The 13,247-nt window shown below is 59.4% G+C and carries 17 protein-coding genes; 16 read left to right on the top strand and 1 reads right to left on the bottom strand.

From position 1 onward, the window contains the following. The first annotated feature begins 150 nt into the window (after positions 1 to 150). The 8 genes from MA04_RS19950 (at position 151) to MA04_RS19915 (ending at position 7,568) form a co-directional block, all read left to right on the top strand. Positions 151 to 1,173 (top strand): hypothetical protein, encoded by a 1,023-nt coding sequence (locus MA04_RS19950; protein ID WP_262462427.1) that lies wholly within the window; start codon positions 151 to 153, stop codon positions 1,171 to 1,173. 17 nt (positions 1,174 to 1,190) lie between these two features. Further along, entirely contained in the window at positions 1,191 to 1,415 is a 225-nt protein-coding gene (locus tag MA04_RS19945; RefSeq protein WP_233926274.1) for a hypothetical protein, read from the top strand. 140 nt (positions 1,416 to 1,555) lie between these two features. Continuing rightward, a complete protein-coding gene (locus MA04_RS19940; RefSeq protein WP_262462426.1) occupies positions 1,556 to 2,377 on the top strand; it encodes a PFL_4669 family integrating conjugative element protein in 822 nt (273 codons plus the stop codon). Between the two features lie 229 nt (positions 2,378 to 2,606). Further along, positions 2,607 to 3,053 (top strand): hypothetical protein, encoded by a 447-nt coding sequence (locus MA04_RS19935; RefSeq protein ID WP_203384955.1) that lies wholly within the window; start codon positions 2,607 to 2,609, stop codon positions 3,051 to 3,053. 48 nt (positions 3,054 to 3,101) lie between these two features. Continuing rightward, the gene (locus MA04_RS19930) at positions 3,102 to 3,635 is read left to right on the top strand and encodes a hypothetical protein (RefSeq protein WP_203384956.1); all 534 of its coding nucleotides are present in this window, start codon (positions 3,102 to 3,104) and stop codon (positions 3,633 to 3,635) included. A gap of 553 nt (positions 3,636 to 4,188) precedes the next feature. Next, positions 4,189 to 4,485 carry a hypothetical protein gene (locus tag MA04_RS19925; protein ID WP_163126765.1) on the top strand — a complete coding sequence of 99 codons (297 nt, stop codon included), beginning with the start codon at positions 4,189 to 4,191 and terminating at the stop codon, positions 4,483 to 4,485. Between the two features lie 135 nt (positions 4,486 to 4,620). Then, positions 4,621 to 5,067: a single-stranded DNA-binding protein gene (gene ssb, locus MA04_RS19920; protein ID WP_163126764.1), complete on the top strand. Its 447-nt coding sequence runs from the start codon at positions 4,621 to 4,623 to the stop codon at positions 5,065 to 5,067. 365 nt (positions 5,068 to 5,432) lie between these two features. Then, on the top strand, positions 5,433 to 7,568 hold the full coding sequence (locus MA04_RS19915; protein ID WP_262462423.1) for a DNA topoisomerase III: 2,136 nt from the start codon (positions 5,433 to 5,435) through the stop codon (positions 7,566 to 7,568). A gap of 402 nt (positions 7,569 to 7,970) precedes the next feature. Here the strand turns inward: MA04_RS19915 and MA04_RS19910 are convergent, their stop codons facing one another. Continuing rightward, complete coding sequence (locus MA04_RS19910) at positions 7,971 to 8,465, bottom strand: hypothetical protein (protein ID WP_203384958.1); 495 nt, start codon at positions 8,463 to 8,465, stop codon at positions 7,971 to 7,973. A 284-nt stretch (positions 8,466 to 8,749) separates the two neighbouring features. Between MA04_RS19910 and MA04_RS19905 the strand changes: the two genes are divergently transcribed. The 8 genes from MA04_RS19905 to MA04_RS19870 all read left to right on the top strand — a co-directional run bounded on the left by MA04_RS19905 (position 8,750) and on the right by MA04_RS19870 (position 13,245). Then, positions 8,750 to 9,007 carry a hypothetical protein gene (locus tag MA04_RS19905; RefSeq protein WP_203384959.1) on the top strand — a complete coding sequence of 86 codons (258 nt, stop codon included), beginning with the start codon at positions 8,750 to 8,752 and terminating at the stop codon, positions 9,005 to 9,007. A gap of 127 nt (positions 9,008 to 9,134) precedes the next feature. Continuing rightward, positions 9,135 to 9,356, top strand: a complete 222-nt coding sequence (locus MA04_RS19900; RefSeq protein ID WP_203384960.1) for a hypothetical protein — start codon at positions 9,135 to 9,137, stop codon at positions 9,354 to 9,356. A 115-nt stretch (positions 9,357 to 9,471) separates the two neighbouring features. Further along, positions 9,472 to 9,774: a hypothetical protein gene (locus MA04_RS19895; protein WP_203384961.1), complete on the top strand. Its 303-nt coding sequence runs from the start codon at positions 9,472 to 9,474 to the stop codon at positions 9,772 to 9,774. Continuing rightward, positions 9,771 to 10,256 (top strand): DUF7673 family protein, encoded by a 486-nt coding sequence (locus MA04_RS19890; protein WP_203384962.1) that lies wholly within the window; start codon positions 9,771 to 9,773, stop codon positions 10,254 to 10,256. Before MA04_RS19895 ends, MA04_RS19890 begins: the two co-directional genes overlap by 4 nt. Before the next feature lie 152 nt (positions 10,257 to 10,408). Further along, positions 10,409 to 10,741, top strand: a complete 333-nt coding sequence (locus tag MA04_RS19885; protein ID WP_203384963.1) for a CcgAII protein — start codon at positions 10,409 to 10,411, stop codon at positions 10,739 to 10,741. A 216-nt stretch (positions 10,742 to 10,957) separates the two neighbouring features. Then, positions 10,958 to 11,680 carry a PFGI-1 class ICE element type IV pilus protein PilL2 gene (gene pilL2, locus MA04_RS19880; RefSeq protein WP_203384964.1) on the top strand — a complete coding sequence of 241 codons (723 nt, stop codon included), beginning with the start codon at positions 10,958 to 10,960 and terminating at the stop codon, positions 11,678 to 11,680. Continuing rightward, a complete protein-coding gene (locus MA04_RS19875; RefSeq protein WP_262462420.1) occupies positions 11,677 to 12,444 on the top strand; it encodes a hypothetical protein in 768 nt (255 codons plus the stop codon). The genes pilL2 and MA04_RS19875 overlap by 4 nt, the downstream gene beginning before the upstream one ends. A 9-nt stretch (positions 12,445 to 12,453) precedes the next feature. Further along, positions 12,454 to 13,245: a TIGR03759 family integrating conjugative element protein gene (locus MA04_RS19870; RefSeq protein ID WP_262462419.1), complete on the top strand. Its 792-nt coding sequence runs from the start codon at positions 12,454 to 12,456 to the stop codon at positions 13,243 to 13,245. The last annotated feature ends 2 nt before the right edge of the window (positions 13,246 to 13,247 follow it).

Raw genomic sequence — 13,247 nt, 5'->3', positions numbered from 1 at the left:
GTAAGATCAACCATTTAATCCGCTTACCCACTTAAAAAACGGCCGCATCGGATACTCAGTGACCGAGCCGCGTGTTTGAGACGGGCATTGGCGGGATCGGAGACACAAGGTCTTTTTCTGATTGGCCTCCTCATTGGGTTTGTGGGATGGATGTCCAGCGTATCTGGGATCATCGAATCCGGCGCCTTGCTCAGCGACGGCGTCTGGGCCATGTATACCAATCCCTTCGCGATCTTAGCCGGTGTCTTCGGTATTGCGTTCATTGTAGCCAGGTTTTCCGATCGTGATGATTACGATCTGGCGACGCCCAGAGGCGTGGCGCAACTCATTCGTTTGTCGCAATTGAACCCCGAAGTGCACGTTTTTCTGACCCAAGGACTTCAAGCAGGCTATCTGCCACGGCGCCGGGACCTCATCGCAGCGCGAAGGATCAATCGGAAACGGGTTCGCGCTGAGCAACTCGCGGACCAACGTCGTCAAACGTTCATTGACCTTAAGGAAGGCCTGTCTTTAGAAACTGAAGAAACCGAGGCCCCGAAACGAACCGCGTGGCCCTCGGTTTGGATCCTGTTGCAGCGGCCGAACGGCAGCGACTGGGCGTTGCACGAGCTTCCGGCTTCCCGAGACGCCGCTATTGAGCAGGTCGAAGTGGTGTGGACGGGGCTTGGCGCCTACACCTTTATCCGAGAAGTCCATGATCCGGATGGCGGCGAAAAGGTCACTATCGAAATGACGCTGACCGCGTATGCCAAGGGAGAATACGGACTGACGGAGTTGGCCCCAGGCAATGGCATTACCTCAACCACAGAGGATATCACCCGGTACCTGAACGCCGTTATCGAAGATCTCGGTCACAGCGAATCCGCCTTAACCCTGTCGCTGAATACCTACGACGGCAAGCCCGATTACCGCGAATGCCAGGGGGCGTATGCCTGGCTGCATCTGGAGGACGACGCCGGAGAGACGGTCGCCGAAATCGGGCTGACGTTGGGCCAGTCGTTGCGGCTATCCCGAGAGTCCGAATCGCCGAACGATCCTGTCTATGTGTGTGAGTTCCCCACACTCCGTTCGGTCTTTCGGTTCGTGCAGATCGCCTGTGATACGTTCCACTGTGACCATATCGAGTGCCACGCCAGTCCCCTGAATGCACAGTCGTCGGACTGGTTTTCTTAAAAATGAGCACCAGAGAGATGACTCTGGACACGATCTTATCAATCACCATTGCCATGTCCATGGTGCTCGCTCTTGTCATCACCAAGGCCGCTGTCTCGGGTTGGTGGCGAGCCCCTGAGACATGGATTGTAGGCTTGCCGGTCATCGCCGGGATCCTATGCCAAGTGATCTGGCCCAACGTGTTCTCCCTTTTCGCCGGGATCATCATTCTCATCGTACTGTTCGGAAAAGGTAGAACATAACCGGTTAGAGAAAACATGGACGTCAATCGCCCGGCACGGAAAATAGAATCGATCGGAGCGCCGATTATCGGCGTCTTTCCTGCATTCAAATCTTTACAGTGGCGTCTGACAACACTGTGATAGACCGAGTGAGCGACGCCATGGCCGATAATCCCACGTCCAACGACACCTCTCATACCTCCCCTACCTCAAGCCCTTCCTCTGGCGGTAGCCCCATCGAACCCGGGCGGCTGACCAACAGCGTCCGCATGACAATTCAGACCCGGGTGGCGCAACGACTGATCCATGGCCGGCGCTCAGATCCTGCCAGTGGCACGCCCGCTATCGTTGGCCTTTACCGGTACGCGGCCATGACACGGCAGCTGTGGACCGCTGCGGGTAACGACGACCCCTATGCGGATTGGTGGCTGCTCCGCGTCGAGCAGGAAACGGATGCCGTGCGTGAGCAGATCCAGGGGCTGCGCCAGCATATCGACCGCTTTTTGGAAGGGGCGCCTGCGATGGATATCGCCCTCGCTCATTCCCTGGAGCCCGCCGTCGTGGAATTGAGCTTTGGCACGCCCTACGCCTACCAAGGCGCCTATCTTCTCGCGGATCTGGACGAGCTGGTGCTGGCCATCATGACAGCCCGTTTTGTCGGCTTGATGAATCGAGAGACCTTCGAGCGTCATCTGGAGGAGTCGGGCCGGGGTGTCCGGCGGTTGTTTGCCACCATTCAAGGATACCGGCATTTGGCTGTCACCCGGGATGATGTGCGGCAAGCCACCCAGAAAGGTCAGCGTGCCATCGAATTGATGGGGGAGCTGCCTGATGAGATTCTCAGCGGCGAACTGCGGGCGGCCCATGCCCCGCCACTCAGAGGACAAGCTGAGACTTCGGTCCCTGAGACTGCGCCAGAGGAAACCAAGCCTGATAATAAAGACGCTGCGGCAGAAAAGCCGGACGGCAGCGAGCTGGATTGATTGAAGCAGCCATTGCGCGTCACGACGGACTGGGACCGATGGCTGTCTACACTGTAGACACCTTCTCAGCGACGGACTGGGACCGATGGCTGGCGCAGTTATTCCAAGTTATCTGACAACACACCCTCGGGTTTTTCTGACAACGCAGGTCCCCCATTTTCTGACAAACTCCCCTTTAAAGGGTTTAAACCCTTAATTAAGGGTAAGGGGGCAACGAGGCGTTTTATCTATGACGGCATACCGTGTTCATCAGGTCCGGGGTCGACTGGCAGAGCTGGAGCAACAGATCGCCCAGGCGGAACTGGACGGCAAAAATCTGTGCCAAGCGTTTCGGCAGCGGTTTCCCCGGTCCCCCTTCTACCTGGTGCGCTACCCCAATCGCACCATGACACTGTACCGGTGGCGCCGCTCCAGTCATCGGCACTGGCGCGGCCAGGACATCCCGGCCGGGCTCAATCATCCGGTCAACCTCGCCAGCGAAGGCGGGGCTCTGCTATTGCAACTACTGCCCGAATCCGCCCGGCCCCACTATCTGAAGTTCGAGCGCCAACGATTGGATCTCAACCTGACGCTGTCACTGCGCCATTACGAGCGTCAGCGGTTGCAGGATTGGCTCGCCAACGTCAGTGCCATTGGTGCTATGAGTAAACAAGGTAAAGAGCGCGGGTATGGATAGTGCGCCATCAATCCCTTTTTTTTGTTCCACGTGACACACAGGTGATACATGACCGTTTCAGCCAGACAACAGCTTTACCTCACGACGCTTCTGATCTTATCCGTTCTACTGTCGGCGTGCGGCAACCCGCCGCGTTTCGAGGGTCAATACATCGGCACACTGGGCGATCAGTGCATGCCCGGCAGTGGATTGCCCGCTGCGCTGGATATGCACCTGGACATCCGAGTCGACGATCCCGAAAAGCGTAATCCGTCCTATATTGCTCGCTTGCGCTCCAACGCCTTTGGCGAGTTTCCCGTTTCCGCACCGGGTGAACTCGATGGTGACCAACTCGTGTTCGAGTTTGATAAAGACGAAGTGCGCGGCTGGACCGGGTACCAACCCCAGTTGCTCGTGGTGATGACGTTGGAGCCGCATGCTGGAAAAGAGGGGCATCTCTGGATGAGCGCGTTCAGCTTGACCGCCCTGGACGCTCGCACCGAGTCCGCCAACATCGAGACCTTGACGCTGGAAGACCTGGCCGAACGCGCACCGGCCAACATCCTGGGGAAACACGGTCTGTGTCTGGCACCCGCCTCTTAATCGGGACGGGATGTCAGAGCAACACGGGAGTGTCACGGTGGGTGGGTCAGGCGCCCCGTCGTAGAATCAGATAGAGCCAGCATGTTCGAGACGCCAGGGACAGCACGATTCAGGGAGCACCAGCCTCACACCGGACCTGTCATCGTCCGCGCCAACGTATCCCACCACGGGCCACCCACCGTGACACCAGCCATTCTGTCGGCAATGTCGGGTGTGTCAAGACGACTTCTGTCACGACTATCCCCAACCGGTGCGAAGCCGCACCGCGGTTCCATTGGGAGATGACCCGTGACCTGAAAAAACATCCGATGGGATAAACGATTATCCCTGATCGAGATCAGGCGGCGCGTCATTATGAAGGGGCAGGCACGGCCCGATGGAAGACGAAGTAAGGCGCGGCCTTCCCGCGCCCAAAGTCAAAGCTGCCCCCGTTGCCAGAGGCGATGTTTTAAACGTGGGACAGCCTTCTACCCCGAAGTGTCGGCAAAAAAGGGCGTGACGTCGTAGCGTCACTGGGCCGTGCCTGCAACTCCAAGATGAGAGTCTCTCAATTATGGACGCAAGCGACGCTCGGCTCTTGCTCAGCACCCACCATCGTCTCGGGATTCCCTTCAAGTACAGCGTGCTGTTCCTGCTGAAGGTCGAGGGCTACCCCGTTTACCAACTTCAAAAAGACAGCCAAATCAGCAGCCCTGCCCTTCACACTGCCTTGAGTGGCGCACATTGGCCGAACGAGCGCCTGCGGCACTGTTTGCGTGATCGACTCGGTATGGATCCGTTCGCCTGGGGTGAACAGAGCGGCGCCTGGCAGTGTCGCATTCCCGCCGTGAAACGCCGCCGGCGCTCGTGATGCATCGATACATAAATCCCGCCCGCTGCCAGACGGTTTTTGTATTGAGGGCGATGGCCTGCTCCCTCAGCCTGACCATCAACACGCCGTCACCACGGCCACCCTGTTCAACCGCTCATCACTGAGGAAATCGGTATGGCAATCAGAATCACCGGCTCAGGCAATCTCGGTTCCGCCCCGGAACTGCGTACCGTCGAAGTCAACGGCGAAGACCGTAAGGTCGCATCCATGCGGGTCTTCTTCGATCACTCCGTTCCCGATGGCAACGGTGGTTTTGTGGACAAAGGCGGCTGCTGGCTAACCGTATCCGTTTGGGACAACCGGGCTGAACACGTGGCTCGCGTTCTGCGTAAGGGTATGCGCGTTCGCGTGGAGGGGACACTACTGGAGCGGCCATGGGAAAAAGACGGCGAGGCGATGACGTCTCAAGAGGTCAACGCGCGCAACGTCACGCTCGAGCTGGCCCGCCTTGAAAGCGTGACACTGCGCCCGAAAGCGTCCGCCGGGCAAGGCGCGCCGGCGGACCAGGAACATGCGGATCCACAATCCTCTTTCGATGACACGGGTGCCGGGGCGTTCTGACCCTTTTGATGCCTTTGGCGTCTTGGGCGTCTCCCGGTATCCGCCGATCACTATCCCCCAGCCAGCGGTGGGGTAAAACCGGCCCAGCATTCGGGGGCGTACTGGCAGGCAGAGCAGGCACCCGCACCTCGGGTTGGTTTCAGGCCGGTTTAATCGGCTCTGGACTCGCCCAAACGCTGAACACAGGGGCTGTGATCTGCCAGGGGAGACCGCCTCCGGGCTCCCCTCTTTCTTCTTGATGGTCTCGATTGCAACGATTAACGCTTCGGCACCGGCCTCCCTCCCCCCCCAACACGGCCGGTGCTTTTTTTAACGGGGTATCCATTTTATTTCGTTTCCATTTTTTCGCTGTTTTGGAGAGTCGCATGACCACGGTCTATCTCTGCGAAAAACCCTCACAAGGCCAAGACATTGCCCGGGTGCTCGGGGCCACACGCAAAGGCGATGGCTGCCGAAGCACACTATCGGAAGATGTGGTCGTGACTTGGTGTTTTGGCCATCTCTTGGAGATGGCACCGCCGGAGGCCTATGACCCGGCATTGAAGTCCTGGGCCTTGGACACGTTACCCATCATTCCGGCGCAATGGCGTTTAGTGGTGAAGCCCAGTGCCCAACGCCAGTTCACCGTCATAAGAAAATGGCTGGAGTGCGCTTCGCGTCTGGTGATCGCCACCGACGCGGATCGTGAAGGCGAGGTGATCGCCCGGGAAGTGATGGCGCTGTGTGGCTACCGAGGCCCCGTGCAGCGCCTCTGGTTGTCCGCACTGAACGACGCGAGCATCCGCAAAGCGCTGTCTCAATTGCGGGACGGTGTGGAGACGCAGCCGCTGTATCTGGCCGGGATGGCCCGCGCCCGGGCTGATTGGCTGGTGGGCATGAACCTGACCCGAGCCTACACTGTCCTCGGACGACACGCCGGCTACCAGGGTGTGCTATCCGTGGGGCGGGTCCAGACACCGACGCTACGATTGGTGGTCGATCGGGACCGAGCCATTGAAGCGTTCAAGCCCTCTCCCTATTGGACGATCACCAGCACCCTGGTGCCCCAGGGCGTATCGGCACCGGCATTCCGGGCTCATTGGCAGCCGCCAGTAGAACACTGCGACAGCCAGGGCCGCTGCATCAATGAGACCGTGGCCCGCACCGTGGCGCAGCAGTGCTCTGTGACGGGTGCACAGGCTCAGGTCACGGATAGCAAGAAGGAACGCAAGGCGGCACCGCCGCCGCTGCCCTTCGATCTGAACAGCCTGCAGCAGGAAGCCGGGAAGCGGTTTGATCTGTCCGGCGATCAGGTCCTGGAGGCCGCCCAGGCGCTGTATGAGACCCATAAAATAACCAGCTATCCGCGAACGGAGTGCCGGCATCTGCCCACCAGCATGCACAGCGAGGCGCCCGAGGTGCTGCGCGCGGTCCTGGCCATGGAACCGGAGCTGGCCTCGATAAGGCCGTCGCTGAATCTGAATCGGCAGACAAAGGCATGGAGCGACAAAGAAGTTGATCAAGCCTCGCACCACGGCATTATTCCCACGGTGGCGTCCGTCGATCTGACCCGTCTCTCCACGACGGAACGGCAAGTCTATGGCTTGATTCGGCGGCAGTATCTGATCCAGTTCCTCCCGGATCATCAGTACGATGTGACAACGCTGGCCCTGTCTGTTCAAGGCCATCCTTTCCTGGCCAAAGGAAAAGCCACCGTCGAGCCGGGTTGGACCCGGTTGTTTCCCTCCTCAAAATCGACGCCGCAGGACGGCGACGATCAACAAGACGGCAGTGGCGACAACGCCACTGTTCCGGCACTGCCAGAAGGAACGCCCTGCGCCATCCAGTCCGTGGAGTGTGAACGCAAGATGACCACACCACCGGCCCGTTACACCGACGGCACCCTGATCGCGGCCATGAAAAACATCGCCAAGATGGTGACCGATCCCAAGCTGCGTGCCGTTCTGCGTGACACAGCCGGCCTGGGCACTGGCGCCACCCGGGCCAACATCATTGCGACCCTGAAAAAACGGGGCTTCATTGAAAAAAAACGGGGCCACCTGGTGTCCACCGAGCAGGGGCGTCAGTTGATCGACGCGTTGCCCAGTGCCATCACCAATCCCGATACCACCGCCGCCTGGGAGCAGGCCCTGGAAGACATCGCCACCGGTACCGGCACCCTGGACGATTTCATGCGGCGTCAGTTGGACTGGCTCAACACCGTGGTGACGTACGCCAAGGGGCAAACCCTGTCCGCCCTGGCGGCCACCGTGAAGGACACTGCATTGCCCTGCCAGTGTGGTGGACCTGCCGCCGAGACCGCCAAGAGCTGGCGCTGCACTGCCTGCGGTAACACGGTCTGGAAAACCACGTTCGGGAAAAAACTGACGGTCAACCAGGCCGGTGGACTCCTGGCGGGCAAGACGGTGGCCCTGAAGGGACTGGTCTCAAAAAAAACGGGGAAGAAGTACGATGCGAAGGCTACCCTGAGGGATGGGAAAGTACAGCTGAGTTTCGATTAGTTACGAGCAACTCTATCGGACACGGGTTCCATCGGGGCCCGCAGCCTGACGTAACGGAGACCGCCATGAACCGCATGAACCGTAATCGCCTTTTTACGGCGATCGACATTACTCTTCGACCTTCGTGCGACGTAACTGCGCCTCAAGGCTGGCGATTCGACGAATAAGCTCTACTTCGGAACATCCTCTTCGCACCTCCGCTTCCCATTCTAAAACGTAATCGCGCATAAACTCCCGTACCACCTCAGACGCCTGCTTGTTACGTGATGTGCAGGCGTGCTGGAAACGATCGAGCAGCTCCGCGTCGATGCGGGTATGGAATTGTCGAACCTTACTTGGCATTCTGGTACCCAATTGTGTAGCGGTGGAGACTGGGAGATGAAGGGTTCTGGTATGGTGTGGTTAGTCCTGGCCGCGATTGCGGTTGTGGTTGCGGTGATGGTGCTTCCCGGAATGCTTGAGCAGCTCAAACAGTAACCGACGCTGTCGAACACAGCCCGCCAGAAACACACCGACGGCAGCCCCCGTCAGCGCGGTGACACTGTAGAACCCGAAGGTGATCTGGGGGCTGACGGTATCCGCCGTCAAGAGCATCGAATGCGTGATCGCCAGATACCGCCAAACGATGAGGGTACCGACCAACCAGATCAGGTGCACCGCCATAACCACAGCGGCACGCCATCGTGAGCCCCTGCCCTCAACAAGACGCCGCCTTGCCCCTACCAAAAACAGCGGCATCAGTGCGGTGAATGCCAGCAAAACCCCGTAGAACCCAAGCAGTGTGGATTGCTGGGTCAGGAGCCCGAGCAAGGCCCACTCACCGACCACGAAGAGAATCAGCGCCACTGGTGCGCTTTGCCCTGACTCTTTCCCTGAGCCGTTGTGAATACCTTGCATGTGCCCTCCTGATACAGATCGTTGCGGTGATCGACGAACATCAAGGTGTCTCACTGGGAGGTCCTGATCCAGTTAAAAACGAATGGGGAATCGGTCGAGTATTGACGAACTCGCCAAGCTTTGCTGAGATTAACGGGCAATACCGTGCTGCCGGTCAACGCAGCGCCCTTCAAGCCCCACCCGGATCGTGCAATGGGGCGGCCTTTTGGCTTCGATCCTGCTTTTACTACCCATCCGGGGACCTATCCCTGGATAGCGTTCCCTGAGCTTATTGGAGGAACGCCATGAACGCCAAGGCGCCTTTCGCGCTGTATGAGGCATTACGTAACGTCAACGTCGAGCCCGATAAGGCCAAGGCCGTTGTCGAAGCGCTGGAAACTGATATGGAAACCCATCTGGCAACGAAGCAAGACATCACTCTGGTTACAAAGGAGATTGCTTTGGTGGAAAGCCGGATTCTGAGTCGCCTGTATCAAGCGATGCTGGTTCAGGGGTTTACCATCATTGGTGCCATCGTCGCCGTCCTGAAAATTTTCGGCTGATTTACAGCCTCCTTTTACCGTTTCACTCCCAACCTTTACCCCTACCCTAGCCGGGAGCCACTTTCCCGTCAGGGCACACGTCTGTGTGGTGTTTCTCGGTGTTTTTTAAACGTCTAGGAGAAAGGCCATGCAACAGAAGCAGACTGAACAGGCTGGATACCTCGCCGTGACATACTGCGGCTTAGCCCTACCTCTCCGTGTGATGCACAGCGGCGCCGGCTACTACATCGGCACCGGCAGTGACGAACTCGGTCCCGTCTCGCGGGAATCGGAAGAATACTTTCCGAACCGAGGCGCTGCCGAGGCGGCGCTCAAAGCGAGCAACTGGACGCAAAAACAAACGCCTTAACTCGGCTAAGATCAACACCCTCACCCTCGACGGGGCATCACGTTCCCGTCAGGGACGTCACCATTGGTGACGGGTGGTTCTCCGTCTTCGATCCCTATCGTTAAGGAGAACGACCATGTCCCATCTCGATCTACAACACCGTGTGATTCGCGGCACCTTCTACGCCCGCTCCGCGGTCGATCATTTCACTCGCTGGAAAACCACCGGCAGCCCCGCTGCCCAAATCCACGCGCGGCACTGTGCCTACATGGCCGGCCGGTTTCGTCTGGTGCTGCCGGGGGATCTCGGTCGTATCGCGGATCTGCGACGGCAATTTTGTCGCGGGTTTCTTGACTCGATTCAGTCGGACTACGAGCAGCAGCTAGTACACGCTGATGTCCATGCACTCACGCCGTCTACGTCCACGGAGGTTCTATGAACATCTATCATTCGACATGCCCGTCCTGTGGCAACGAAGCCGACCATCTGGTCGACGGCAACATCATCGCGGTACGCTGTGCGCATTGCGGTTACTGGGCCGGTGAGCTATCCGGGACCCAGGAACGGCGCCTGAAACGGCACCAAGATCGGCGAATGGGCTCAGGCGATCATGATGCTCATCCGATTCTCACTCCCGAGGAATACTGGGCGTTGACCTACCTGATCCGGCTCGCTCAATCCAACACCGGACAGAGCGGCCGGGTCGCCAACTTTTTACTGAGTTGGTGGAACAGCGCATCGTGCGGGGCATTTGATCTCACCGATCTGTGGGGTCTGGATGACGAGATCACCCAGGCCATGCAGGTGGTGATTCGGTTCCTGTGCCGGCGGCAACACTATCCGGACACGCTCGGGTTGAAGGCCGAGTTCCAGGCCCTTATTGAACAATGGCGGCCTCATTTGCTTGAGGAGGAAGCCTGACCTTCATCATCCATCAACACATCGGGGCGCTTGTCGCCCCACCTTTTCTCTCACCCTGCGGGGAAACACTATCCCCAATGGGGCGTCTCGTTCTGCGAGTGCGTGGTGTTTCTCTGTACTTCATCAACATAAATCGATACAGGAGAACCACCATGTTTGATTCCACTCACACCACGACGCCAGCCGCCATCACAGCACAGCTTCAAGACCTGGCGAAGGAAGCAACACAGCGTTGCGGCTCATCCTATGAGGTCTACCAGGAGCAGTTTTCTCAGCGTGTGGATGCACTGCTGGCAACGACAGAGGATTCGACAGCGAAAGCCGTGATTCTCAACGTCGCCAGAGAGTTCGATTACGTCACCCGGGTCGAGCTGGAGGCCATGCGGGAGGACTGGATGGACGATGGGGCCTGCCGTCATGGGTTCGATCCGGATTGCTGTCCTCTCGGGTGTGGCGATCTCCCTGAGTACAATCTCCCCCAATGACGATTATCCCCCGCAACCTTCCATCACGGGCGCCTCTGGCGCCCTCTTTTATTTCCGCCATCGCCACCATTATCGCCGTTCCTGTTTCCGGGATCGATCGCCGATAACTGACCCACCCCGTAAATTGCAACGGCGTGCCCACGGATTAGGCGTTGTTCGCCCCGACCCGCTTCGGCACGGTTTCAGGCGTTGACTCGTCACACACCTGGACCGTCCATGAACCGATCCCCTCTTTCGATTGTTTCAGTGCTCAGCCTGCCCCTCGCCCTGCTGCTGGGGGCCTGCTCGGCGATACCCCCGGATCAAGCCACGTCGGCGGCGTCCAACGCACCGGAATCCCCCGTACCCTCGCAAACTCAGGCGGCCAATGGCCTGACGGATGCGTCACCCGATCTGTACATGATGGAAAGAGTCTCAGACGCTCCCCAGGTGGTCCGCACCGGACGCTACCAGTTATGGGAACTGGGCACATCCTCCGGCCAGCAACAGCTGATCGACCAGGTCGTTCGCGTTGCCATCCCCAGCACGCTGTCAGTCACGGTGAAAGACGCCCTCGTGCACCTGCTGGCGGGCACGGGGTATCACCTGTGTGATGGGGTGCCTTCGGATTTGGCGAATCAGCCGTTGCCGCTCACGCACCGGAATCTGGGCCCCGCCTCATTGCACGAGGCCCTGCAGGTCCTGGCCGGGCCGGCTTGGGTGCTCCAGCAAGATCCGCGACGCCGGGAAGTGTGTTTTCGAGCTCGCCTCCCCACCCACGTTGGCGAGATCGAAGAAAGCAGCCCAACCCGCCAAACCAAAACCTCAGCGGCACACCCTGATACCGGGGAATCGGCGACAGCGAGCGCGGCCTGTCCTTATTGCGCCTCCGAGCATGCCCACCAAGCGCGTATGAAAGCCAACCTGAACTCCAGCTTAAAAAAACAGGAGAGTGAATGATGCGGTTTCCATCGTTTCCAGCCGGCGCCACGGTGCTCTTGGTGGCGTCCTTTATCGCCGGTTGTGGCGGTTCTGATGACAACAACGATGCCTCGCCCGACGCTGGAGACTCGGCCAGCGTAGACGGGGCCTTGCCCGTGGGGTCGGCGCCGTCCGCCGATCTGGATAGCGTCGAAGAGATCGGTATTGGCATGGGCGACGTTAATCCGACCACCGCGCCCGTCGTATCCGATGGTGACGCCGCCCCCGCAGACACCCCTACTACCGCCGTTTCAAGTCGGCTGAGCGCGTTGGAGGAGCAACAGGGCGATCTGTTCGAGGAGTTTCAGTACAAGACCCAGGATCTGAATGACGCCATGGCGGCGCACATCGCAGAGGTAGCGGCATCAATGGCCGCGCTTACGGCGCGGATGGAAAAAGCGGAGGCCCGCATCAACGAGGCCAATGAACACCTGGAGACGCTGGAGAAAAAAGTCACCACCGTGGCCACCCAAAGAGCACGCACCGCCTCCTCTCGCGCCGCGGCCCGACGGGATCGGCCTACCGCACCGTTTCTGCTGACCGGCGTGGAATCGCGGGGCGGCATTGACTATATCGGCGTCACCCCTCGTTCCGCCACCGGCCTGGCCGACATCCGCTTTATGGCCATTGGGGACCAGTACCAGGGCTGGACCCTCAGTGGTATTTCAGAGCGATTTGCCACGTTTAAGGTACGTCGGGAGACCGTCACTGTCCCGTTTTCCTCTTCTGATCCCGCGCCGTAGGTCACCGCCATGATCCGGTCTGTCCCGTTCTCGTTGTTGGCTTCAATGTTCCTGATTTTTCCGGTGGCGCTCACCACCCCTGCCCCAGTGTTCGCCGCCACGGACGGCGCGAACGGGGCCCCTTCTTCCAACCCGCAAAACACCCTGCGCCAGTCAACGGACCGCTCCGAGACGCAGCACCAGTTCACCCAAGAGAGAAAAGCCCAAATCTGGGGGCTCTCTCAAACGGAATGGAACCGTTACGAAACTCTGATGCAGGGCATGCACGGCTACCGATCCGACACGCTGGATCCGCTGACGTTGCTCGGGATCGAGGCACGGACCGACGAAGAGCGGCAACGCTATGCCGAGCAGCTTGCCCGAATCGAACACGACCGGGTCGAACGGCTGCTGGCCTTCCAACGCGCTTATGACGACGCCTTTGCCCGGCTGTACCCCAATGAGCAGGCCATCGCTGACGATACCTCGCTCAGAAGGACCGCTGAGACGGATACGCTCGCCCAGACCCTCTTACAGAATGGGCAGCGGCCGCGTGTCTTCACGGCTCTTGAGCGCTGCGCCGCGTGCGATCGGACCGTGCGTCGGCTGGTAAGCCAGGTCACCTCCGGCGCGTTGGCGGCGCTGGACATCTATGTCGTTGGCGCAAGCAACGACGATGCTATTCGCGATTGGGCCCAGTCTTTATCGATTCCGGCGGACCGGGTGCGCCGCGGGCACATCACCCTCAATCACGCGCCGGATGGGATCGGTCAGAACGATTTGCCCCGAGTGCTGGGTACCACCGTTGGCACGAGGGAGTAGTG

Source organism: Alloalcanivorax balearicus MACL04 (assembly GCF_025532145.1).
Lineage (GTDB): Bacteria > Pseudomonadota > Gammaproteobacteria > Pseudomonadales > Alcanivoracaceae > Alloalcanivorax > Alloalcanivorax balearicus.
Note: the sequence above shows the minus strand (reverse complement) of the source record. Positions and strands in the feature narration are given on the sequence as shown.

What these genes read in the sequence shown, in the direction of transcription:
- MA04_RS19950 (WP_262462427.1), top strand. Translation starts at nt 151, where the DNA reads ATGTCCAGCGTATCTGGGATCATCGAATCCGGCGCCTTGCTCAGCGAC.
- MA04_RS19945 (WP_233926274.1), top strand. Translation starts at nt 1,191, where the DNA reads ATGACTCTGGACACGATCTTATCAATCACCATTGCCATGTCCATGGTG.
- MA04_RS19940 (WP_262462426.1), top strand. Translation starts at nt 1,556, where the DNA reads ATGGCCGATAATCCCACGTCCAACGACACCTCTCATACCTCCCCTACC.
- MA04_RS19935 (WP_203384955.1), top strand. Translation starts at nt 2,607, where the DNA reads ATGACGGCATACCGTGTTCATCAGGTCCGGGGTCGACTGGCAGAGCTG.
- MA04_RS19930 (WP_203384956.1), top strand. Translation starts at nt 3,102, where the DNA reads ATGACCGTTTCAGCCAGACAACAGCTTTACCTCACGACGCTTCTGATC.
- MA04_RS19925 (WP_163126765.1), top strand. Translation starts at nt 4,189, where the DNA reads ATGGACGCAAGCGACGCTCGGCTCTTGCTCAGCACCCACCATCGTCTC.
- ssb (WP_163126764.1), top strand. Translation starts at nt 4,621, where the DNA reads ATGGCAATCAGAATCACCGGCTCAGGCAATCTCGGTTCCGCCCCGGAA.
- MA04_RS19915 (WP_262462423.1), top strand. Translation starts at nt 5,433, where the DNA reads ATGACCACGGTCTATCTCTGCGAAAAACCCTCACAAGGCCAAGACATT.
- MA04_RS19910 (WP_203384958.1), bottom strand. Translation starts at nt 8,465, where the DNA reads ATGCAAGGTATTCACAACGGCTCAGGGAAAGAGTCAGGGCAAAGCGCA.
- MA04_RS19905 (WP_203384959.1), top strand. Translation starts at nt 8,750, where the DNA reads ATGAACGCCAAGGCGCCTTTCGCGCTGTATGAGGCATTACGTAACGTC.
- MA04_RS19900 (WP_203384960.1), top strand. Translation starts at nt 9,135, where the DNA reads ATGCAACAGAAGCAGACTGAACAGGCTGGATACCTCGCCGTGACATAC.
- MA04_RS19895 (WP_203384961.1), top strand. Translation starts at nt 9,472, where the DNA reads ATGTCCCATCTCGATCTACAACACCGTGTGATTCGCGGCACCTTCTAC.
- MA04_RS19890 (WP_203384962.1), top strand. Translation starts at nt 9,771, where the DNA reads ATGAACATCTATCATTCGACATGCCCGTCCTGTGGCAACGAAGCCGAC.
- MA04_RS19885 (WP_203384963.1), top strand. Translation starts at nt 10,409, where the DNA reads ATGTTTGATTCCACTCACACCACGACGCCAGCCGCCATCACAGCACAG.
- pilL2 (WP_203384964.1), top strand. Translation starts at nt 10,958, where the DNA reads ATGAACCGATCCCCTCTTTCGATTGTTTCAGTGCTCAGCCTGCCCCTC.
- MA04_RS19875 (WP_262462420.1), top strand. Translation starts at nt 11,677, where the DNA reads ATGATGCGGTTTCCATCGTTTCCAGCCGGCGCCACGGTGCTCTTGGTG.
- MA04_RS19870 (WP_262462419.1), top strand. Translation starts at nt 12,454, where the DNA reads ATGATCCGGTCTGTCCCGTTCTCGTTGTTGGCTTCAATGTTCCTGATT.